Below are 23,344 nucleotides of genomic sequence, written 5' to 3'. Positions count from 1 at the left end.
ATCCTTTTCATAAAAAGGACTGCTCCTTTAAGCAATCCATTTAAATTATCACTGAAGTTTCAAGATTGAATTTCCCGCCAAATACTGGTACATTTATCTAGTAACGAAAAACATTACATCTAGTGTCAAAAACTAGATTGAATTTCCCAGTCCAGAAAGCAGGTTGTCCCGTGAAACTTAAACCAGAATTGGAAGACTATCAGCAACAGCTGCTCAACTTGACATTCATCCGATTTGACGAATTACCTGATTTTGGCCTCTACAGCGATCAAGTGATCGCCATCATCGAAAAGCAATTAAGTTTCCTGAATGCCACCCAGGAAGAACGCATCATCACGCCGGCTATGATCAATAATTACGTAAAACTGCAGCTGATCGATAAACCCGAGAGAAAGAAATATTACAAAACGCACATCGCTCAACTGATCGTCATCACCTTGCTCAAGCAGGTGTTGCCTTTGTCGGAGGTGAAAAAAGGACTGGAGCTGCAAGTCTCCATCCGCGGATTCCAGATCGCCTTCGACACTTTCTGCCAGGAATTGGAATACGCCTTCCGGATGCTTTTCCGCGACCTTGATAAAAAAGAGCATTTCACCTATACCTTGGAGGACATCCACAGCGAAAACATCGCTTTGAAGATGATCACGTTGTCGCTTGCTTCGAAATTATTGACACAAAAAATCATATTGGTCGATGGCATCAGTCACGCATCCAATAAAGGAGAGAATACTAATGATGAAATCTAATGCCATTGCCGTCTTGGCCGATTCCTGCAATGATATTCCGCAGGAACTGCTCGACAGATACCATATCTACACCTTGCCGTTGATGATCAATTATAAAGACGCGAGCTATCGCGATCGGGTCGACATCACGCCTGAGCAAGTCTACGAAAGATTTCAAGAAGAGATTCCGAAGACAAGTCTGCCTTTGCCGGAAACGATTGCCGACACTTTCGCCAAAATCAAAGCGGACGGCTTCAATCAAGTGATCGTATCCGCCATTTCCAGCGGATTGAGCGGCACCTGCCAAGCCATCAGATTGTTGGCGGACGATATCGAAGACATGCAGATCGTCGTCATTGACACGCTGAATATCGCCATCGCATCAGGATTTGTGGCGCTTTATGCTGCCGAGCAAATCGAAGCGGGACTTCATTTCGATGAAGTCGTAACGAAAACACAGGCTGCCGTGAAAAAATCCACCATCCTGTTCGGAGTCAGCACCTTGGAGTATCTGATGAAAGGCGGCCGCATCGGTAAAGTTTCCGGGATACTGGGAAGCGCCTTGAACATCAAACCGATCATCTCCTGCAACCAAGAAGGTATCTATGACACAGTCGCAAAAGTGCGTGGCCGCAAGCAAAGCATTCAGAAATTGATCGACATGACCCGTGAAAAACTGGGTCAGCACAAAAATTACTACTTGTCGATCTGCCACGGGGATGCCTACGAAGAGATGCTCGTTATGAAAGAACAGTTGAAGGATCTGGTCGCCGGTGCCAAAATCTACGCAGAAGGTCAAATCTCGCCAGTATTGGGTGTCCACACCGGGCCCGGATTGTTGGGAATCGGCATCATGGTGCTTGAAGATTAAAACAGAGTGTGATGATTCGCTGGAGGGGACGAGCACTAAGAGGACTAACACAAAACGGACGTTTTTTGTCCGTGTGTGGTAGTCAACTTAGGCGGAATCCCCTGCGAATCAGAACACGTTTAAAGAGAGTGTGATGAATCCCGCTCTAGAAATCGAGCACTAAGAGGCGATTACGAGAACGGACGCTTTCTGTCCGTGACGTAATAGCAGCTTAGACGGAGATTTCTGGGATTCAGAACACGTTTAAAAAGAGTGTGATGATTCGCGGGAGGAAACAACTGGAAATTCAGACGCACCTCCGGACAGGCATCACTCGCCGGAGGACATAGACGATGATTCGTCCCAACTCCGGCGAAGCCTTCCTCATCGAAGAACACAAGACAAAATATTGGGCGAACTCCGGTGATGCCTGCGTTCACCGGAGTTGCGCGCAAAAAAAGTGGCTGCCTTTTTTTTACAGGGCAGCCACTCTTTTTCACGCTCATTTAATTAGTTTGATTTCATCAATTCATCGACGTAAGCGACTGTTTCCGGTTGATTTGCTTCGATTTCAGCGATTTTCTCTGCGAATTGCGGCAAGTGCTCTTTGTGTGCATACAACAATTCATCCAACAACGTCTTGGCTGTTGTACCGCCCGGCACAAGTGGGTTGATTGTGAAGGCCTGCAATGCAGCACCATAGCTGCCTGTGATGGCCGCGCGGATGACTGTTTCTTCCATCGCTTTCATGCCTTGCAATAAGCCACGGGCCGCGGAAGGCATTTCACCCCAGTTGTATGGTTCTGCGCCATGAGCTGTGATCAAGGCGGAAACTTCTACGACGCAATCATAAGGTAAGTCTTGAATCGTACCGTTGTTGGCTGTCGATACAACCATGTCCGTACGTTTGTCGTTTTGGATCGACGCAATCACTTCACAGGCAGCATCACTATAGTGCGTACCGCCGCGTTGCGATAATTCTTCCGGTTTGTAGTTCAAAGCAGGATCTTTGTAAAGTTCGAACAAGCGCGTTTCCGTTGCCTTGACGACTTGCGCACGTGTTTCGCCTTTTTCGAATTCTTCAATAGAATGCTTCAACATTTCATCTTCGATATAGTAATAACGATGGTATCCGCAAGGAAGCAAGCCTAAGTCCTTCAGTTGCTCGTAGTGGAATTGCGCACTGTGGATATTTTTCAGATGGTTCTCATCTTCGGTTTTTTGCGGTCCGTAAACCATATCGATCACTTCATCTGTGCGCTCCGCCCCCTTGTCATCCCAGACACGGTGCCAGTGGAAGTGGTTGATTCCGGCAAATTTGAACAGTAATTCATCTTCAGGGATCGCTAATTTTTCTGCTGCGACTTTGCGGTGTCCGATCGGAACATTGCATAGGCCGATTGTTTTCTTCCAACCGAAATGTTTGATGGCTGCTTCAGTCACCATACCTGCAGGGTTCGTAAAGTTGATCAACCAGGCATCCGGACATTGCACTTTCATATCCGCAATGATCTGGCCGATGATCGGAATCGTACGGAAAGCTTTGAACATTCCGCCTGCACCATTGGTTTCTTGACCCAAAACACCATGGGACAATGGAATGCGCTCATCTTTGATACGAGCATTCAATAAACCTACACGGAATTGCGTCGTAACGAAATCCGCATCTTTCAATGCATTGAAACGATCCAATGTCAGGTGGACTTCCCAGTCCAATCCAGCCGCCTCGACTTGGCGTTTCGCCATTGCGCCGACGATTTCCAGTTTTTCCTTGCCTGCTTCTATATCCACCAACCAAATTTCTTTGATAGGCAATTCATCTTTTCTTAAAATGTATCCTTCAATCAATTCCGGTGTATAACTGGAACCTCCACCAATCGTAACAATCTTCAAAGCTTCTTTCGACATGCATGCTTCCTCCTATTTTTGGTTTCTCTTTGCTTTCCGGCTCAAAAATTCTGTCGTGACAATGCATTCCTTAAAAAAGCGGCTATAGTTCCGCACAACCCGTTAGGAAAGGCTTTCATTCCAACCTTCCGTGAAAGGGCTTTTCGCTCTCATGAGTTCATTTTAACACAACTCTGACACTTCCGGAGAATCCCCTTACATTCTGATTACAGGTTTGCCACAATGATTTTCGTTTCAGAAAAGAAACGATTTGTTTCATCCTCAAGTGATATCTAACGCCGTTTTGAAAGTGGGCGCCGGGAACCGTGCATCCAATCGTTTCAGATCTTCATCATCCAGACGGATTGTTGCCGCCTGAGCATTGAGATACGTATGGTCAGGGTTGGAAGATCGCGGTATCGCTACAACATCTGGATGGATGAGGCACCATGCCAAAATGATCTGGAGTGCTTCGACACCGTGTTTTTTTGCGATGCTCTGCACTTCTTCACTCTCCAGCAATTGCTCGCGCAACCTGCCTCCCTGAGCCAATGGCGAGTAGGCCATGGTCGGAATGTTGTGCTCCCGTTGCCATTTCAGCAAATCGAACTCTATCCCACGTGAGCCCAAATGATACAAAACTTGATTCACTTGACACTGGTTCCCGTGTTCCATCGACAAAAGATCCTGCATATCATGGATGTCGAAGTTGGAAACGCCCCATCTGCCGATCTTTCCTTCCGCCTTCAACTGCTCCATTCCGGCTATCGTTTGCGACAATGGCACATTTCCGCGCCAATGCAGCAAATAGAGATCCAAGTGGTCCGTATCCAATCTGCGCAAACTTTCGGCACAAGCAGCCAAAATCTCGTTTCGGCTCGCTCGATGCGGGTACACTTTGGAAACAAGATAGACTTGGTCACGGATGCCTTTGATCGCTTCCCCAACCAAGCGTTCCGACTTCCCGTCCCCGTACATTTCGGCTGTATCGATCAACGTCATTCCCAATTCCACACCTAAACGCAAAGCTTCTATTTCCTCTTGCCTTTTTGCAGGATCCTCACCTAAGTACCATGTTCCTTGCCCCATTTGCGGCATGATGCTGCCATCCGGTAACGCCACCATCCGATTGGCATTCGCTATCCGTAGCGAAGCCTTGATGTTTTCGTCTATGTTCGTCATTTATAGACCCCATCCTTTCTGTTCTTTGACACCGTTCCTTACCTCAAGTATACCTTTTTTTGTCGTTAATACAAAAAGAATCGCAGCGCTTCCATTTTTTCGATTTGTTGGCCTTTTCCTTTGGCGAATTCGATTTTGTGGCTTATGATAAGGACAGAAAGCTATTTCGGCTATCATCAAAGTCTGATTAAATGAATCAAGGAGGACGAGTGGATGAAATACAGGAATCTAGGGAAAAGCGGTTTGCGTGTCAGCGAAATCGCATTGGGCAGTTGGTTGACCTACGGAAAATCAGTAGCGGATCAGACAGCGGAGGCATGCATCCGAACCGCTTATGATGCCGGCATCAACTTTTTCGACACAGCCAACGTTTATGAAAAGGGTGCTGCTGAGACCGTGCTCGGAAAAGTGCTGAAGGACTATCGGCGCTCCAGTTTGGTCGTCGCCAGCAAAGTTTATTTCCCGATGGGGGATGGTCCGAATGACCGGGGCTTGTCACGCAAACACATCATCGAAGCCTGCGACGCCAGCCTGAAGCGTCTGGACATGGATTATCTGGATCTCTACCAATGCCACCGTTACGATCCGAGCGTACCGATGGAGGAAACACTCTGGGCGCTCGATGATCTGCAGCGTCAAGGCAAGATTCTTTATGCCGGAGTCAGCGAATGGCCGGCCGCCAAAATCCAGGAGGCTCACCAGATTGCAAAACAGCATCATTTCCGGCCGCTCATTTCCAACCAACCGATCTACAATATGATTGAGCGTTACATCGAAGTCGATGTCCTTCCCGTTTCCGTCGCTAACGGGATGGGGCAAGTCGTCTTTTCTCCATTGGGACAAGGCATCCTGACCGGCAAGTACAAATCCGGCCAACTAGTTCCGGAAGGCAGCCGTGCCGCCAACAGCAAACTGAACAGTTCAATGCAAAAGTATCTGGAAAACGAGTCCCTGTTGGAAGCCATCGGAGAAATCGAAGCCATCGCGCATGAATTGGAAATAACCATGCCGCAACTGGCTCTAGCCTGGATTCTGCGCCAACCCGGCGTCAGCTCAGCCATCATCGGCGCCAGCCGTCCAGAGCAGATCGAAGATAACATCAAGTCGGTGGATATCGAATTGACGGATGAATTGCTGCTTGGCATCAACCAAATTTTGTTGAAAGTAAGCAGCTTTAAGCCGAGAAGCTGAGCATACGATGAATCATTCCGGACATCAAAAAAGCCATCCTTATATCCAGGGTGGCTTTTTTTGCCTGTTCTCCATCCATTTGTTCTCCAAATCGAAGAAAAACGTGTGACCTCCGGCGAACGGTAGCTTCGCAGGAGGTCGCCTACATTTTCGGTTACGTTCTCCGATGAGGGAGGCTCCGCAGGATTTTCGTTTGCTGACGATCAGTTTACTCCGGCAAGCGACGCTTCACCGGAGCTGAGCGGAAATCCGAAAGTTCCGAACCGATCTGTTCCGCCCGCACGTTCTTAATCCAGCGCCAGAATTTCCAGGATGGAACGGACATCGCGGACAGATACCTGACCGGGTGCAGAAACATCTTTGGCCGCCGCAAAAGTCAGGCAGGAACCGAACAGTTCTCCGGCCAAGCGCGAAATGACGCCGTATTTGCCCATCGACATCGTGATGCACGGGCGATCAGCTTTCGTTTTTTTCATTTCCAACGTCGCCGCCAGCAGCGTCAAGACATCTTCCTCGCTCTGCGGCATGACCGCAATCTTCGTGATGTCCGCCCCGAGTTGCTGCATCTTCACCAATCTTGCGACGATATCCTTTTGAGGAGGCGTGCGGAAGAAATCGTGGCTCGACAGAACGACTTTCACGTTTTTTTCGTTCGCTTCAGCAATCAAATTGATCACGTCTTCTTCCGAACTGAGCAGTTCCAGATCGATCATGTCCACCAGCCCGCTCCGGATCGCGAAACGGTTCAATTCAAAATAGTGATCCAAGCTCAGCTCGCGCTCTCCGCCCTCTTTTTTGGTCCGGAACGTGAACAGCAACGGCTTTTTGTAAATGCTGTTGATTTCGGTCAATAACGCTTCGACCTGTTCCGGATACTCTACCCCTTCGAAAAAATCGATGCGCAGCTCCGCCAGATCGAAAGCGACTTTTTCCAGCATTTTGACTTCAGTAATGATTTCCTGTTTTGTTTTCCCAACCAACGGCACGCAGATTTTCGGCCTGCCTTCGTTGAAGACAACATCTTTCACTTGAACGGTTTTCATTGGTTTATCCCCTCCATGGCGCATTCCCGTCCTCTTCCTTGTCTATTTTTGGGCAAAGAAAGCTGGACTTACGAGTATATGATACTTCCCATTTTATCGTTAATTGCGCCAAAAGCATAGGAGCACTTTACGGAAGTTGTCCGATTCGTACCCGTTTCCGTTCTGTCTTTACTTAGAGATATACAGAGCGACACCGTGCGGAGCGATAAAAGCCGTTTCCGCATCCGCCACCGAAACTGCCCTGTTTGCCCATACCTCATGCAGTTCTCCACCAAGTGACTGCAGCCATTCCCTGGCGGCAACAGGCAAGCCTACTGGACGATCCGCAAGATTGAAGCAAGCCACATATTTCCTGGTATCACTTTCGGAAACCCAGATCACCAAATCTTCCTTTCGGTACACTTCCTTTGGATCGCGCCCGTTCTGATGCGCATCGATCAGATAGGGTTCGCTCAACAACGAATGCGTCCAATCATCCAATTTACGCAGATCGCCGCCGAACAGCAACGGCGAACGGAAAATCGACCACAGCGTCATCAAAGAACGCTGCTCCTCTTTCGTGAACCGTGTCATACGCGCCTCCGAACCGTCAGCCGCGGTCCGGGTGCCGATATGGCCCAACGGTAGCATATCGCAATCCGGCCAAGCACCGGGGCCGACAAAAGCCGACCACTTTCCGCAGCGTCCGAACATGTCGTACAGCTGCTCCCAATTGTCCCATAGATCGTCCGTCAGCCGCCACATGTTGGCATTCCGTTGGAAAAAGGTACCCCGTTCGATCGGGGCGGGTCCCGGTGAGAGGCTCAACACCATCGGTCTGCCGCAACTGTCGATGGCTTTGCGGATCAGCTCGATTTCTCCGCTGTGCGTTCCGTACAATTTCGAATCCGCGATATCATCTACTTTCAGAAAGTCGACTCCCCAGGAAGCGTACAGAGCCAGCAACGAATCGTAGTACGCTTGTGCACCGTCCTTCGTGTTGTCCACGCCGTACATATCTGTGTTCCACGGGCAGATGGAATTTGTATCCGCAATGTCCCGGGCTGTTTTTTGCGTACCCAAAATCGGGCTATTGCCATGCACCGCCTGCCTCGGGATGCCGCGCATGGTATGGATGCCGAATTTCAGACCCATTGCGTGGACCGCATCCGCCAATGGTTTGAACCCTAGTCCCCCTCTGCTCGAAGAGAATCGGTTTTCGGCAGGGATCAGCCGGCTGTATTCATCCTGACGGAGTTCGGTGAACGGATGATAGGCGCAGGAATCAGCGAGAGGTTCATACCACTGGATATCCACGACAATGTATTCCCAACCGTAGTCCTTCAAACTTTTCGCCATCACTTCGGCGTTGCCCAATACTTCCTCTTCCGTCACGCTGGCTCCGAAAGAATCCCAGCTGTTCCAACCTTTTGGTGGTGTTTCTGCGTAGCTTTTAAACATGCTTATCCTCCTTATCGACCCATACTTGCATTTCTCCCAAAGAGCGATTACCCCAGTTGTAGTAGGAGATGAACGTGAGCATTTTGGGAATGGTTTGCGGTTTCTGATGAACGCGGTACAGCTTGCCCTGCCACCCATCTTCCATCACTTGCAGCTCCCCTTCAGCTTCCAGGAAGACGCTATCGCCGAGCAGCTTATCCGATCGGAAACGTGGTCGGACCGATCCGGTCAATGCCAGCAGATGCAGTTGTTTCCCGTTGTCCTGTTCTTCCAGGCAATAAATGAAAGGTCCCCGTTGCAGGGCGACTTTTCCCTTATCCGCTTTGACAAGTGGATGCGCCTCGATTTCGTTGATGGCGATGGTGTATGTTAATTCGATAGCCATCGAATCGGAGATGACGGTCACATAAGTGTAGCCATTGCTGCTTTCGGCAACCGTTTCTTGACCGTCAACAACCAGTACCGGATTTTCCGCCCAATAAGGGATACGGATGCCCAAACGCAGCTGTTCGGAGGATGCTTTTTCAACTGCGATTACGGTCTGGCCCGTTTCCGATACCGTATGCTTTTGCCGAATTGTGTAAGGTTCGCCGGCTTGCTCCCCGGCCAGTTCGCTGTCGATGAACAGATTCAGCAGCACTTCATCTTCCTTTTGCGTGAAGGCGTATCCCCCGACAGCGGGCAGCGTGCGCGCCAAGTTCGGCGGACAGCAGGCGCAGCCGAACCAGGAAGGCCGCGTCGCCTTCACATGGCTCTTATCCGGATTCTCAGCGCTCGCTTGGGGATCGACTTCCAACGGATTGACGTAAAAGAAGTGCTTCCCGTCCAAGGCCATGCCGCTGATGATGCTGTTGTAAAGTGTCCTCTCCATGATGTCCGCATATTGGCTGTCGGTTTCGGTCTTCAGCAATTCATTCGAAAAATTCAGCAGCCCGATCGCCGCGCATGTTTCGCAGTACATCAGATCGTTCGGCAAATCATAATCATAGGTGAAGGCTTCCCCGCGTACGGTCGAACCGATGCCACCCGTGATGTACATGCGCTTTTGGACGATATTTTCCCAGATTTTTTTCGCGGCACCGATCAGCTTTTCATCTTGCTTGTGGCGACCGGCCCCAGCCATTGCCTGCGCCATATAGACCAACCGAACGGCATGCCCTCTTGCCGAATCCTGCTCGATAACGGGCTTATGCGCTTGATGATAGACGGTATTGATTACAGGCTTCGGCCCTTGCTGCAGTCCCAAGCGATCATTTTCTTCCAGTTGCTCCGCAAAGAAATGTGGGTTCTGTCCGCGCACCTCCAAGAAGTAGCTGCTCAAATCCAAGTATTTCCGGTTGCCCGTCGACTCGTACAGCCGCACAAGCGCGAGTTCGATTTCCTGGTGGCCATCGCTACCGTCGATTTTCCCTTCCGATTTGCCGAAATGCGCTTCGATGCAGTCGATCGCTTTGTCGGCAATCTGAAGCAGCCGACCGGACCCGGTCGCTTCCTTATAAGCGATGGCGGCTTCGATCAGATGACCGATGCAGTACAGTTCGTGGCTTTCGAACAACCTTCTGAACTTCAGGTGCGGGGCATCGATCTGATAATAGGTACTCAAATACCCGTCATCGTCCTGCGCCGCTTCCAAGAGTTCGATCGTTTCCTCCACTTGGGCGACCAGAGCTTCATCCTTTTCCAACGCGATTGTGTTGGCTGCCGCTTCGATCCATTTGTACAGATCGCTGTCCTGGAAAAGCCAGCCGTAATGGTGTCCTTCCTTCTGTCCAGCCGCAATCCTGAAATTTTCGATCACATGGCTTTTTTCCGTCGGGATGGTCGCATCCTCCCTTTCGCTTTCGATGACGATGTTCCCTCTGTCGTTGAGGACATCCCATTGGAATGGGATCATTTCCTCCCTCACCAGTTGCCTGTACTTCAGCCAGAAGCTGTCTGACACTGTCACTCTCGGGTGTTGTTGCAGCAATGGTTTGATCATTATCTATCCCCATTTCATCCAAATTTCAACCTGATTTTATGTCAAGATGCAAGAAAAGCCACCAGCAATCCGGCAGCTATTCCTGTTGATATAAACGCTGATACAAAAGCGGTGCCTAAGCTGGATGGCGTTACCACTTACCCAAGGGGCAGCGTTTGTCCTGCAGACTGGCACGGAAGCGAACGAAGCAGCCACAATGCTTGCACGTATGCTCCGAAAGCGCCGGACACGCACTACAGACAATCAACCGCTGGTCCCGCAGCTCGTTTGAGGCGTGGTTCAGCTCCATCGACAGTTGCTCATCGATGGCGCTCTCGATATCCATCTCCATCATCTGATTGTTACGTTCGCAGCCTTTGCAGGTCATGTCAGTTTTCCTTTGCGTATACGGAAACGACACTCATCGGAGGCAGCGTGATCGTCAATTCGTTGCCATCCACCGCGAAATCAGTGAATGTTTGTTTCGCAACGGCTTCAGGATTTTCGAACGAGTTATGATCATCCATGCTGTTTCCGAAGATGCCCTCTGCTGCTGTTTCCCCGAATACGCCGTCGACACGGCTCAACGTGATGGTTTCTGTGTCAGTCAGACTGTAGTTGCAGAAAGATGCCGTCATGACGCCGTCTTTTTTGGATACCGTGTAACTGGTCGTGCCGGAAATGACCCCATCCGCATCGACAAGGGTTGCGTCCTGGTGATTTTTATAGAGATCGAACACATGGTAGGTAGGTGTCTTGATCATTTCTGCGCCCTCAGTCAGAATCATAGCTTGCAGCACATTGACCATTTGGGCAATATTCGCCATCTGTACGCGGTCAGCGTGCTTATGGAAAATATTCAAAGTCAGACTTGCGATCATCGCATCCCGGATTGTGTTCTGTTGGTACAGGAAGCCCGGGTTCGTGCCTGGCTCCACAGCCAGCCAAGAGCCCCATTCATCCACGATCAGACCGACGCGTTTGTCAGGATCATATTTGTCCATGATCGTGGTGTGCCGCGTGATCAATTCATCCATCTTCAAAGCGCTGTCGATCAGTGAAAACCATTCTTTTTCAGGGAACCCCAGTGCCGGGCGCTTGTCTTCCCATACGGAAGCCAGCGCATAATGGTGCAGGCTGATGCCGTCCATGAACGGCGCTGCATGCTTCATCAGCACATCCATCCAGTTGTAATCATCGATGTTCGGGCCGCAGGCGATTTTGTAAAGCGGTTCTTTCGTGTACTGTCTGACGTAGGTTTGGTAACGGCGATACAGATCAGCGTAATATTCCGGACGCATGTTGCCTCCGCAACCCCAGCTCTCATTGCCGACGCCAAAGAATTTGACTTTCCACGGCTCGTCCTGCCCGTTTTCACGGCGCAATTTGGACATCGGCGAAAGACCGTCCATTGTCATGTATTCGACCCATTCCTGCATTTCCTGGACCGTGCCGCTGCCGACGTTTCCGTTGATGTAGGCTTCAGCCCCGACCTGTCTGCATAATTCAAAGAACTCATGCGTACCGAAATGGTTGTTTTCCGTCACGCCGCCCCAGTGCGTATTCACGATTGTGGCGCGCTCTTCGGTAGGACCGATGCCGTCTTTCCAGTGGTACTCGTCCGCAAAGCAGCCGCCCGGCCATCTGATGACCGGAACCTGGATGGCTTTTAGCGCCTCCACGACATCTTGTCTGATTCCGTTGACGTGCGGGATTTCTGAATCGGTTCCTACCCATACCCCTTCATAGATGCATCTGCCCAGATGCTCCGCAAATTGACCATATATATAGCGACTGATTGTTCCTGTTTCTCTGTTCAAGGTTACTTGTATCTTATTCAAATGATTGTCCTGCCTTTCTGATTGTTGTCTGTTCCGGGTTCGCCGAAAATCGGAAAACCATCCGCGCTCCAGGTGAAAACTTGCGCGTGCGCATGGCGATCGGGCACATCCAAGGGATCACCCTCTGTCACGATTTTTGGGCGTACGTGGTAAACCAGCACATCATCCTCTCCATCCTCGCTGCGGGTGAAGCTATTGTGCCCGGGCCCGAACAACTGGTTTTGTTCGGAACTCCTGAAGACCGGTTCCGCAAGTTTGTGCCAATTGTAACCGTCCAACAGGTCGCTGGCGGAATCCGCCCACAATAGGCCCATGCAGTAATTTTCATCGGTCGCGCTGCCGGAATAGGTGATGAAGACTTTACCATTGCGGATGATGACCGCCGGCCCTTCGTTCACCAAGAAGCCGACCTTCTCCCAAGCGTATTCCGGGATACTCAGAAGCGTCTGCTTGCCGCACAGTGTCCAAGGATTCTGCATTTCGGAAATGTAAAGATTGGAATTTCCCGGAATGGCCGGGTCTTTTTGGGCCCAGACATAATAGAGTCTGTTGTCCAACTCGAAAGTCGTCGCATCCAGACTGAAGCTCTCGAAGGCCGTTTTGACCTGGCCCTTTTCGATCCACTCACCGGTCAATGGGTTTTCGCCGTCGCATTCCAGCACGAACATTCGGTGCTGAAATGTGCCTTTGGCGACCTTATCCGTACCGGCAGCGGCGAAATAAATGTACCAACGTCCCTGGATAAAATGGATTTCCGGCGCCCAGATCAGGCTGCTCATCGGGCCCGTCGCATGCGCACGCCAGATGCTGGTGCGTTCCCCATCTTCCAGTCCGTCCAGATTTTTCGCCCGGCGTACCTCAATTTCCTGATAGCCCGGCACCGAGCCTGTGAAATAATAGTACCCGTCCGTATGTTTGTATACCCAGGGATCCGCTCTTTCGATCACGATCGGGTTTTTGTAAGTTGTCATAGCCTTAACCAAAGCATCCACCTCTTTATTCTTTACTCTAATCTTCTGTTTTTTTGATGCCGAACAGGGCTTTCCCTTCAGCGGACATGCCTGAAAAAGTCGTCGTTTCGACTCCGTTCACTTCATCCCATTGTCTGATGAAGTAGCCCTTGTATTCGGTGAAATTCAGGACCAAGCTCGATTCGTTCGGCAATTCCGACCCTTTCCAGTATCCTCCGCCTTGACCGTAGGCAAGGTGCGTAGTAGTCAACGTCAGCGCAAGTTCCTCTTCGTAATCGGCATCGATTGCATTGTCCATTTTGTAGAAGCGGTAATCCCCTGCTATATCCGCCGTTTCCAAAGTATCTAGGGACTCCCCGGCATATCTCATCGGCGCAATCACCGGCCAGCCATCTGAATTAAAGAATAGTTGATGTACCCGCACTTCATTATGCTCACCTTTGTTCGGAAAACGTGCGTGGAAAATGATATAGTATTTATTCTCAACTTCATCGTAGTAGGCTGAATTATGCCCAGGCGACACATAACCGCCGACCGGGATGTCCTGTTCATTCGTGATCTCAAAATTACCGATAAGCTTGGTTCCGTAGTCTTTTATCGCCTCATCATCGAAAAAGCTGCCTTCTTCACCTTTTGCATCCATCATCGCATTGCCGCTTGCATCCTCATACGGCCCATCGGGATTCTTCGACCGCGCGACCCTTATGTTGTAGCCGCCGCTTGCGTCCAACCCGCCAAAGGACAGGAACAGATAATAGTACTCCGTGTCTTTATTGTACAGAATATAAGGCGCTTCGATCCTGCTGTGGTTGCCGCCCAGTAACTTTTTGCCATAGCCTTGATTTTCTTTCGGAAATCCGGTTGCGGAATCCATCTCAAGTATAAAAATGCCTCCTGAGTAGGAGCCATATACCATCCACAGTCTATCTTCCTCGTCATAAAAAACGTGAGGATCAATGACGTTCGGCTCTTCCGTCGCATCGAATGCCGCACCGGTCACACTCACCGTTCCGGATGTCAAAAAGATGCCTTTGTCCTCGTAGGGTCCTTCGATCGAATCCGATACAGCCACCCCTAAAGTCGACAGCGGGCTGCTGCCTTCACAGAAACAATAGTAAAGATAGTATTTCCCATCCTTCAGTTGGGTTATGTCGCTTGCCCAGAGCGTATCCGTTCTGGCATAATTGAAGCTTTCCGCCAACGAAACGGTGACGTCCTCGAACAACTCGCTTGTCGAAACACTCGTCGCCAATTGATCCCAATTCATCAAGTCCGGACTCTTTGCGAACGCCAGATGCGAACCGATGACATAATAGTGATCGTCAGCATAGATGATGGACGGATCATGGACGGCAGCTTCCCGAAAATCTTGATTCAGGCTGATAGTCTGATTCGAATCGGTATTCGTATCTTCCATTTCATCCCCGCAGCCAGTCAACAAAACCGCGGCTGTCAGGCCAAAAAGTAACTTTTTCCGCAAAAGTACGACCCCTCCTTATCTTTTCTTTATTAGAGTGACATTTGATTTGCCAATCGGATTGCTTTATTGCGTGATTGATAGATGACGAACAGTACCGAATAGATGATGATGCCGATAACGTCGAGAGTGGCTACCGAAAAAAGCAACAATCCACCCAACCACAAGACTACTCTTTTTTGAATCTGATTATTCCGCATGCGACGCACAATGATTAGATTGAATACACCTATGATCAATTGCAGGATTCCATACCCGACCGCGATGGTGTAGACGGAGTCGATCAAAGAACCATCGAAATTGATATCGGCTGACATGCCGGAAGACAGTGCCCCGATTCCGGATGTCTTGATCCAAGTTGCGTATCCGAGTATCGTAACCGTCCCGTTAATGAGATTCCAGATAGCACCGCCTCTTAACAGATTTCTTTCCAACGTTCTTTTCATCTTTTAACACCCCGTTACTTAATACCCACATTTAGATTCAATGAGTCAATGAAATATTTTTGAGCGAACACGAACAGAAGCACGGTCGGAATCATCGCGATTACCGCAGCCGACATCAATTGTCCGATCATTACGTAATTACCGTACAGGTCCTGCAGCAACTGCAGCCCTGCTGTTATCGTCATTTTTTTTACGTCACTCAAGACGATGGTCGGCCAGAGGAAGTCATTCCAGGAACCGACAAAAGAGAACATGCCCGCAACAATCAGAACCGGTTTGACCAACGGCAAGATGATGCTTTTATAGATCACAAAGTCCGAAGCACCATCCATTCTTGCTGACTCATCGTATTCCGCCGGGATATTCTGCATGAATTGACGAACCAGGAACACATTTCCTACTCCACCCAAACCAGGGATGATGACTGCCAAGTATGTATTCACCCAACCCAGCGTGTCGACTATTTTATAGGAAGGGATGATATTCACAGCTGAAGGGAACATCGAGATGGCAAGTACGCCATAGAATAAAGCATCCCGCCCTTTGAAATTGACCCTTGTGTAGCCGAACGCAGCCAGCGAGACGACCACCACAACCAGTAAGGCATGCGTTGTCGAAACGAACAGGGAGTTGAAGAACCAGGTGATGATCGGTGCACTCGATGTATTCTGCAACAATTTCAGGTAATTGGTGACGATCCAGTTGGCAGGGAACATCCGGAAGCCCACTTCCATGATATCGCCTTGGGATTTGAAGGATGTGAATAGTCCGAACAGCGCCGGGAACAACCAGACAAGTGCCAACAGAATCAGGAAAGCATACGCAAAATATTTGGAAATATTATTTTTTTTCATTTATTTCACCCCTTCGATCTTTTCGTCATGACATAGAATTGCAGGGCTGATACTGCGAGAATGACTAACCCCAATAAGACGGCCATTGCTGAAGCCATACCCGCAACGGATTCACCCGATCCGAATGCCAGATTGCGGATATACATCATCAGGACCGTGGTGGACTGATTCGGTCCCCCGTTTGTTGCCATCAAAGGTTGAACGTACACATTGAAAGCCCCGGCAGTGGACATGACGAATGTATAAAATAATGGGAAACGGATGGAAGGAAGCGTAATACTGATGAATTTCCTGAGTGCACCCGCGCCATCGATCTCAGCAGCTTCATATAGGTCTTCCGACACGCCAGCCATAGCGGAACGGTAGATGATCAGATTGCCGCCTATCGCTCCCCACATCGACATCACGAAAATGACGATCCAAGCATAAGGCTGTTGCGCTGTCCAAACAATATCGGAATTGACCAAGTTGTTCATCGGACCCAATCGTGGATTAAAGATCAATAGCCAAATCAAAGCACCTGCTGAAGCTGAAACGAGCCCAGGGACATAAAAGATAGCCTGGAACAGACCTTTGAACTTCAGACCTTTATGCTGCATGACGGTCGCGATCAGCAATGGAAAAAGAATTTGGAATGGAATCGTGTAGAGTACAAAGAGCAAGGTATTTTTCAGACCGTTTCGGAATTGGAAATAGAACGTCGAATCCTGATCCAACAGAATCGTCTTATAATTGTTCAAACCTACCCAAGTCTGATCGGAAATCAGGTTCCACTGTGTGAATGAAGAATAAATACCGTAAATGATAGGCAAAAGTACAAATACAAAGAACAAAATCAAGTGTGGACCAATGAAATATAGGAATTGAAAGTTTTTCTTCTTGTTGTCTTTAGCGTTGGTGTTGGTTGATAAAGCTTCAGATGTTTGCATATTATCTTCCTTTCAAAAAAATTCACACAGCGATTCCGATTAAGAACGCCGTATGAATTTTTTTAATTACTTCCTTCTCATACTTTTGCGTTTGGCAGATCAGCTAGCATTTTCAGCAATCAAGTCTTCAACTGTTTTTTGTGCTTGATCCAAACCTTCATCGATTGTGATGTTGCCGTAGATCATATCGGATAAAACAGTACCCAAAGCTGATTCAACATAACTGTAATATTTGTAGTCAAAAATGTAGGAAGCTTCCTTCTCGACATCAGAGCTAGTGAAGAAAGACTGCGGATATTGTTGATACTCTTCGCTCTCGAATACTTCTTTACTTGCAACGATTTGACCAGCACCTGCCCAGTCGAGCGAGTTTTCACGCATCCAGCTTAAGAAATCGGCGACCCCTTGTTCTTTTTCATCTGTTCTGTCTTCGTTGTTCAATAATGAGAACAAGTGGGCAGAAGAGCGATTCGTAAATTTGTCAGGTGTAACAGAATAGATGTTGGTAACTCCAAAGTTCAAACCTTCGACTGAACCATGTGCTGTGGATGTCCAGGTTCCGTCAGTCGAGAACAGAACATCTCCCGATTGGAACATCGCATAGCCATCTTCTCCGTAAGGTGACATCAGGCCGGCATCCGCTACGGATTTCAATTGTTCCACTACCGAACGCATCGCATCCGTGTTGATAGTAGGATTTCCGGCTTCGTCAGAAATATCACCACCCGCATTGACGACATTCGCTAATGTTACCCATTCGATCAAGGCGTTGTTGATTGCATACTGGCCTTCATCCAATTTCCCGTCCAATGATAGGATTTCCTCAATCGTTACCACATCGTCATCCAAGAAAGTATTTGCATCATATTTGTCCAACAAATCAGTATTGTAGTACATCGCATTTCCATGGATATCCAATGGAACCGTGTACTGGGTCCCTTCATAATTCCCGGCGTTCCATGCAACTTCCAGGTAGTTGTCAGCGGACAGATCGGTATTTGTCGCCATCAGGCCTTCGATCGGCTCCAGCATATCCAAATCAGCAAATTGAGGAACACGGTCGGCATGGATCAGCGTCAAATCCGGGATATCTTTGCCTGAGTTCATGACTGTATAAATTTTGGTGTACATATCGGCAGTGATGACACTTTCTACAGGGAACTCAGGATCTGTTTCGTTGTATTCTGCCACCAAAGCATCCATGTAAGCACCATCGTCCCCGGTCAACGGATTCCAGAATGTAATCGTATTTGCGTTACCGCAACCTGCCAATAAGGTAATTCCGGCCAAAGTCGCTGCTGATAAGAATTTTCTGTGTGCATTTTTCATTTTATTTCCTCCATTTATTTAGTTTTCAATCTGACAACATTCCAGGATAGCGGTTTCAAAACAGTCGAAAATGCATCATCTTTCAATACCACATCCGATTTTTCTTGCAGTTTGACCAAATCATGATCGGTTGCGTTCGTATCTTTTTTATCGTATCCGGCCAGCTCCGTTGCCTCTAGGATGCTTTCCAGTCCAAATCCTTCTTCCTCAAAAGTAAACGCGATTTCTCTGTCCTCGGATCTGTTTACTGCAAAAATAACCAGTTCACCCGTTTCATCATTGTGCACAGCAATCGTTTCGATGTAAGGTACTTCAGCGAAGTCCTTCGATTGATACGTTTCTGATTCAACACGTGGATTCAGCACCACTCCTCTTCCATAGTTGGATACTTGCATGAACGGGTAGAAAATGGTTTGTTTCCATGTATCTCCGTTCTTTTCAGTCATGATCGGTGCGATGACATTAACCAATTGGGCCAGACAAGCAATCTTGACGCGGTCAGCATTTTTCAACAACGTAATCAGCAAGCAGCCTACCATGAGGGCATCTTCGAAATTGTAGATATCCTCCAATAGCGGCGGCGCAATTTGCCAAGGTTCCAATTCCTTATCTTGATCATTGGAGTGATACCAGACGTTCCACTCGTCAAACGACAGATTGATCTGTTTGTCGCTGCCTTTTTTTACTTTAACGAAATCGCAGATGGAAACCACCGTTTTGATGAAGCGATCCATATCCAACGATTGTGCCAGATAATTGCCTATGTCATTTTCCTTATTTCCATAATAGCAATGCAAGGAAAGATAGTCGACATAATCATAGGTATGTTCCAAGACAATCCGTTCCCAGTCACCGAAAGTCGGCATTTTGCTGGTCGAACTTCCACAAACGACCAATTCGATGCTGTCATCGACCAATTTCATCGCTTTAGCCGTTTCTGCCGCCAAGCGTCCGTATTCGTCTGCGGTCTTATGACCGATCTGCCATGGCCCATCCATTTCATTGCCGAGCGACCAGGTCTTGATTCCGAAAGGTTCTGCCGATCCGTTCTGCTTGCGCAGATCGCTCCAATAGGTTCCGCCGTCAAAATTGCAGTATTCCAAGCATTCCACAGCTTCCTGGATGCCACGCGTGCCTAGATTGACTGCCATGTTCACTTCTGCATTGACTTCTTTTGCCCATTTGGCGAATTCATGGATGCCTACCTGATTTGTTTCCAGCGAGCGCCACGCCAAGTCCAACTTCTTCGGACGCGTCTCTTTTGGCCCGATTCCGTCTTCCCACTTGTACCCCGATACAAAATTGCCTCCAGGATACCGTATAAGCGGTACATTCAGTTCGGCCACTACCTCTTTTACATCTGTCCGAAAGCCTTCTGCATCGACATTTTTGTGTTCCGGTTCGTAAATGCCGCCATATACAGCCCTTCCCAAGTGTTCTATGAACGAACCATACAAACGCTTATCTATTTTGCTGATGGTATTCTGCCTGTTGACCGATAATTTCGCTTCCATTTGTCCTCCTTACTAACTTAGTTAACATTTTAGTTTACTAAGATTAATAAAATTAACTTATGAGGTAATAATATCGAACTATGCAAACGTTGTCAACACAAATTACTCCTTTTTAGCAAATATACCCCAAGTTTAATCAACACATTTGTTAACCATGTCCATAAATACAGTTATCACGCTCTTTTCACTCAGCATTTTCATAAAACTGTGTGAAATATATCTTTTTTTGGTTAACTCAAATAGTAATGTAAGCCAACCTATTGACAGACAAGTGATAAACTTTTATATTTATCACATACAGTGATGAACAATATCATTAACAGAAATGAAAAATGAGGTGAGCTTATGCAATTGGACATATCCGAATCATCTTTGGCTGTATATGAGGCATTGGCCAGCGATATACGCTTAAAGATCATCCAATTATTATCCAAACAAAAAATGAATGTGAAAGATCTCGCGCTTGAACTGAATCTAAGCAGCGCCATCATTTCAAAGCACATCAAAAAACTCGAAGCCGTTGGTATCATCAAAACGGAAAGGATTCCTGGCATATCCGGTCTCCAAAAAGTATCCATCCTGAAAGTCGATCATATCGACATCCATTTTCCGAAGAAAATCTACCACTCCTTCGAAACCTTCGATACCGCCATTCCAATCGGCCACTACACGGATTATCATGTCACACCGACATGCGGCTTGGCTGATTCCAAAGATTTCATCGGTCAGGTGGATGAACCGAAATACTTCATGGACTCTGGGCGAATGGACGCCAGCATCCTTTGGTTCACTGCAGGCTATGTGGAATACAAAACTCCCAACTTCCTGACGCCTGATGACACACTGGAGCAGATTGACATCAGCATGGAAATCAGTTCCGAATTTCCTTTTTCGAATGATGTTTGGCCGTCCGATATCACATTCACCTTGAACGGAACAGAGTTGGGCACATGGACGAGCCCAGGCGACTTCGCGGATACGCGCGGAAAGCTGAATCCATCTTGGTGGCCCTCGAATTTGAACCAATACGGTTTATTGAAGACACTCAGGGTAACCCACCACGGCACTTACATGGACGGAGACCCGCTTTCCCAAGTCAGCATATCGGATCTGAATAAGACAGCCGAAACATGGGAAATCCGCATCGAAGTGAAGCCCGATGCTGAAAATGTCGGAGGCGTAACCCTGTTCGGCAAAAAATTCGGGAATCATGACCAGGACATCAACTTCAAAGCCTACTATTCCTGATAAGCACCAGAAAACTGCAGCCCACTCCTTTCGAGTGGACCGCAGCTTTTTTGGCTTTCCTTCGATTGACGGAGATGCATAGCGATAGCGGCAATCGAAGGAAAGCCTCTGCTCCGGCGAAGCCGCGCTCGCCGGAGCACAACGGTAACTTCAGGCCGCAACCCCGGCGAGTCCCCGCTTATCGGAGAACGCACCCCGAAATGTTGTCCGACCTCCGGTAAGGCCTTTGTTTACCGGAGGTCAGGGATCATTTTCATCCTGATGCGTTTGATCTGATCAAACGGCATTTCCGATGCAAAAACTCTGGACAAGGACAAAAAAAGCGTGGGCTGCCTCAATTTCGAGACAGCCCATGCTTTTTTGTTCATCCGTTAGGAAGTTTATTTTGCGAATTTTGCTTGATAGGCTGCAACCACTTTTTCAGTAGTAAAGCCATATTCCGCCATTACCACGTTGCCGTTGCCGCTTGCACCGTAAGTGTCGATGCCGTAAGCCAATCCGTCCAGGCCAACATAACGTTCCCAACCGAAGGTCGCGCCCATTTCGATGGACATGCGGTTGCGGACTGCGCCAGGCAAGACTTGCTCTTTGTAGGCAGCATCCTGCGCTTCAAACAGATCGAAACTCGGCATGGAGACGACAGAAACGTCCGCTCCGGCTTCACGCAATTGTTGCTGCGCTTCAACAGCCAAGTTCACTTCCGAACCGGTTGCGATCAGGATGCCGGCAGGCGTTTCGCCTTGTTGCGGTGAAAGTACGTAAGCACCCTTTTTCACGCCTTCGCGAGCCATTTCTTTTGTACCTTCCAAAACAGGTAAGTTTTGGCGCGTCAGCACCAACATCGTTGGTTTGTCCGCTGAAGACACCGCGATTTCCCATGCAGCACTGACTTCGTTACCGTCGGCAGGACGCAGAACCGTCAGGTTCGGCATGCCGCGATAGCTGGATAAGTGTTCCACTGGCTCATGCGTCGGGCCGTCTTCGCCGACCGCGATTGAGTCATGCGTCATCACGTAAGTGCCAGGCAGGTGCGAAATGGCAGCCAAACGCATCGCTGGGCGCAAGTAGTCAGTGAAGACGAAGAAGGTTCCTACATACGTTCTGGTTCCGCCATGCAGAACGATGCCGTTCATGATAGCGGCCATCGCGAATTCGCGCACGCCGTACCAGATGTTGCGGCCGGCATAGTTGCCCGGTTCAAAATCACTTGCCGATTTGATCATTGTGTTGTTTGAAGACGATAAATCCGCAGAACCGCCCCAGAAATAAGGTACCGCTTCACCCAATGCTTGAATCGCTTCAGCACTGGTCACACGGCTTGCTTTGGCTGCGCTGCCCACTTCATAAGTCGGCAGTTTGTCTTGCCAGCCTTCCGGTAATTTACCGGCCATGGCAGCTTCAAACTGTTGCGCCAATTCCGGATAAGCCGCTTTGTAGTCGTTGAACAGTGCTGTCCAGGCTGCTTCAGCCTGCTGACCTGCTTCGACCATTTTTTCATTGAAACGGGCAGTAACTTCAGCAGGTACACAGAAAGCTTCATTCACACAGCCATACGCCGCTTTCGCGAAGGCAACACCTTCCGCTCCCAATGGAGCGCCATGCACTTTATGTGTTCCTGCATCAGGAGCACCAAAGCCGATGATGGTTTTGATTTCGATCAAAGTCGGTTTTTCGGTTTCAGCTTTCGCTTCTTCGATGGCTTTCGAGATGGCTTCCAGATCGTTGCCGTCTTTCACCAAGATATGTTGCCAACCGTAAGCTTCGAAACGGGCAGCTACATCTTCCGTAAAGGATTTCGAAGTCGGGCCGTCCAAGGAAATATCATTGGAGTCGTACAAACCGATCAGTTTTCCCAATTTCAGGTGGCCGGCCAAGCTGGCTGCTTCGTGGGAGATACCTTCCATCAGATCGCCGTCGCCGTTCAAGAAATATGTATAGTGATCCACAACCGGGAAGTTTTCTTTGTTGTAAGTAGCAGCCAAGTGCGCTTCCGCCATCGCGAAACCTACCGCATTCGCGATCCCTTGTCCCAAAGGACCAGTCGTCGCTTCCACGCCGTCCGTGTCATGCACTTCCGGGTGTCCAGGTGTTTTGCTGCCGAATTGGCGGAAGTTCTTCACGTCGTCCAGGCTCACATTGAAGCCGGATAAGTGCAACAAGCTGTACAACATGGATGACCCATGTCCAGCTGATAATACGAAACGGTCACGGTCTACCCACAAACTGTTCTTAGGGTTGACTTTCAAATGTTTTGTCCAAAGCGCATAGGCCATCGGAGCGGCTCCCATCGGTAAACCGGGGTGCCCTGAATTGGCCTTCTGTACGGCGTCGATGCTAAGTGTACGTACTGCATTAACTGCTAACTCATCAATTTGATCAAACATTTTTTTCCTCCTCAAGATAGTGAATCTAGTATTGAACTCCTCAACAAACTTTTTTAATCATGATTTAATCTTA

At 48.7% G+C, this 23,344-nt stretch carries 19 protein-coding genes; 4 read left to right on the top strand and 15 right to left on the bottom strand.

The genetic code is table 11. The annotated features are described in order from the left end of the window. Positions 1-170 precede the first annotated feature (170 nt). Both ACKPCD_RS04135 and ACKPCD_RS04130 read left to right on the top strand, forming a co-directional pair. On the top strand, positions 171-746 hold the full coding sequence (locus ACKPCD_RS04135) for a DUF1836 domain-containing protein (RefSeq protein WP_321434090.1): 576 nt from the start codon (positions 171-173) through the stop codon (positions 744-746). Continuing rightward, positions 733-1,596: a DegV family protein gene (locus tag ACKPCD_RS04130; RefSeq protein WP_321434089.1), complete on the top strand. Its 864-nt coding sequence runs from the start codon at positions 733-735 to the stop codon at positions 1,594-1,596. The genes ACKPCD_RS04135 and ACKPCD_RS04130 overlap by 14 nt, the downstream gene beginning before the upstream one ends. A 489-nt stretch (positions 1,597-2,085) precedes the next feature. Here ACKPCD_RS04130 and ACKPCD_RS04125 read toward each other — a convergent pair whose 3' ends face one another. Together ACKPCD_RS04125 and ACKPCD_RS04120 are read right to left on the bottom strand one after the other, a co-directional pair. After that, positions 2,086-3,483, bottom strand: coding sequence for a 6-phospho-beta-glucosidase (locus tag ACKPCD_RS04125; protein WP_068561618.1), 1,398 nt, complete (start codon positions 3,481-3,483; stop codon positions 2,086-2,088). A gap of 261 nt (positions 3,484-3,744) precedes the next feature. Beyond that, positions 3,745-4,644 (bottom strand): aldo/keto reductase, encoded by a 900-nt coding sequence (locus ACKPCD_RS04120; protein WP_321434088.1) that lies wholly within the window; start codon positions 4,642-4,644, stop codon positions 3,745-3,747. A 213-nt stretch (positions 4,645-4,857) separates the two neighbouring features. Here ACKPCD_RS04120 and ACKPCD_RS04115 point away from each other — a divergent pair, with 213 nt between their 5' ends. Beyond that, positions 4,858-5,835: an aldo/keto reductase family protein gene (locus tag ACKPCD_RS04115; protein WP_321434087.1), complete on the top strand. Its 978-nt coding sequence runs from the start codon at positions 4,858-4,860 to the stop codon at positions 5,833-5,835. A 287-nt stretch (positions 5,836-6,122) separates the two neighbouring features. Here ACKPCD_RS04115 and aroD read toward each other — a convergent pair whose 3' ends face one another. The 12 genes from aroD to arfA all read right to left on the bottom strand — a co-directional run bounded on the left by aroD (position 6,123) and on the right by arfA (position 19,639). Continuing rightward, positions 6,123-6,878, bottom strand: a complete 756-nt coding sequence (aroD, locus tag ACKPCD_RS04110) for a type I 3-dehydroquinate dehydratase (protein WP_321434086.1) — start codon at positions 6,876-6,878, stop codon at positions 6,123-6,125. A 168-nt stretch (positions 6,879-7,046) separates the two neighbouring features. Continuing rightward, entirely contained in the window at positions 7,047-8,318 is a 1,272-nt protein-coding gene (locus ACKPCD_RS04105; RefSeq protein WP_321434085.1) for an alpha-galactosidase, read from the bottom strand. Further along, a complete protein-coding gene (locus ACKPCD_RS04100) occupies positions 8,311-10,299 on the bottom strand; it encodes a glycoside hydrolase family 127 protein (protein WP_321434084.1) in 1,989 nt (662 codons plus the stop codon). The genes ACKPCD_RS04105 and ACKPCD_RS04100 overlap by 8 nt, the downstream gene beginning before the upstream one ends. Positions 10,300-10,429: 130 nt before the next feature. Then, positions 10,430-10,588: a DUF6171 family protein gene (locus tag ACKPCD_RS04095; RefSeq protein WP_245734405.1), complete on the bottom strand. Its 159-nt coding sequence runs from the start codon at positions 10,586-10,588 to the stop codon at positions 10,430-10,432. A 79-nt stretch (positions 10,589-10,667) separates the two neighbouring features. Continuing rightward, a complete protein-coding gene (locus ACKPCD_RS04090) occupies positions 10,668-12,119 on the bottom strand; it encodes an alpha-N-arabinofuranosidase (protein WP_321434083.1) in 1,452 nt (483 codons plus the stop codon). After that, the gene (locus ACKPCD_RS04085) at positions 12,116-13,090 is read right to left on the bottom strand and encodes a glycoside hydrolase family 43 protein (protein ID WP_068561678.1); all 975 of its coding nucleotides are present in this window, start codon (positions 13,088-13,090) and stop codon (positions 12,116-12,118) included. Before ACKPCD_RS04085 ends, ACKPCD_RS04090 begins: the two co-directional genes overlap by 4 nt. Before the next feature lie 37 nt (positions 13,091-13,127). Then, positions 13,128-14,570, bottom strand: coding sequence for a glycoside hydrolase family 43 protein (locus ACKPCD_RS04080; RefSeq protein WP_321434082.1), 1,443 nt, complete (start codon positions 14,568-14,570; stop codon positions 13,128-13,130). Positions 14,571-14,599: 29 nt separating this feature from the next. Continuing rightward, positions 14,600-15,013, bottom strand: coding sequence for a hypothetical protein (locus ACKPCD_RS04075; RefSeq protein ID WP_321434081.1), 414 nt, complete (start codon positions 15,011-15,013; stop codon positions 14,600-14,602). Between the two features lie 14 nt (positions 15,014-15,027). Then, positions 15,028-15,867 carry a carbohydrate ABC transporter permease gene (locus ACKPCD_RS04070; RefSeq protein ID WP_321434080.1) on the bottom strand — a complete coding sequence of 280 codons (840 nt, stop codon included), beginning with the start codon at positions 15,865-15,867 and terminating at the stop codon, positions 15,028-15,030. 5 nt (positions 15,868-15,872) lie between these two features. Further along, entirely contained in the window at positions 15,873-16,796 is a 924-nt protein-coding gene (locus tag ACKPCD_RS04065) for a carbohydrate ABC transporter permease (protein ID WP_321434079.1), read from the bottom strand. A gap of 99 nt (positions 16,797-16,895) precedes the next feature. Further along, on the bottom strand, positions 16,896-18,125 hold the full coding sequence (locus ACKPCD_RS04060; RefSeq protein WP_321434078.1) for an extracellular solute-binding protein: 1,230 nt from the start codon (positions 18,123-18,125) through the stop codon (positions 16,896-16,898). A gap of 14 nt (positions 18,126-18,139) precedes the next feature. Then, complete coding sequence (gene arfA / locus ACKPCD_RS04055; protein ID WP_321434077.1) at positions 18,140-19,639, bottom strand: arabinosylfuranosidase ArfA; 1,500 nt, start codon at positions 19,637-19,639, stop codon at positions 18,140-18,142. 345 nt (positions 19,640-19,984) lie between these two features. On the opposite strand from arfA, the gene ACKPCD_RS04050 reads away from it, so the two are divergent. Next, positions 19,985-20,887 (top strand): ArsR/SmtB family transcription factor, encoded by a 903-nt coding sequence (locus ACKPCD_RS04050; RefSeq protein ID WP_321434076.1) that lies wholly within the window; start codon positions 19,985-19,987, stop codon positions 20,885-20,887. Positions 20,888-21,267: 380 nt separating this feature from the next. On the opposite strand, the gene tkt is transcribed toward ACKPCD_RS04050, so the two are convergent. After that, positions 21,268-23,271 carry a transketolase gene (gene tkt / locus ACKPCD_RS04045; RefSeq protein WP_321434075.1) on the bottom strand — a complete coding sequence of 668 codons (2,004 nt, stop codon included), beginning with the start codon at positions 23,269-23,271 and terminating at the stop codon, positions 21,268-21,270. Between the last annotated feature and the right edge of the window lie 73 nt (positions 23,272-23,344).

The sequence above is a fragment of the Trichococcus flocculiformis genome, from assembly GCF_963662535.1.
Taxonomy (GTDB): domain Bacteria; phylum Bacillota; class Bacilli; order Lactobacillales; family Aerococcaceae; genus Trichococcus; species Trichococcus flocculiformis.
Note: the sequence above shows the minus strand (reverse complement) of the source record. Positions and strands in the feature narration are given on the sequence as shown.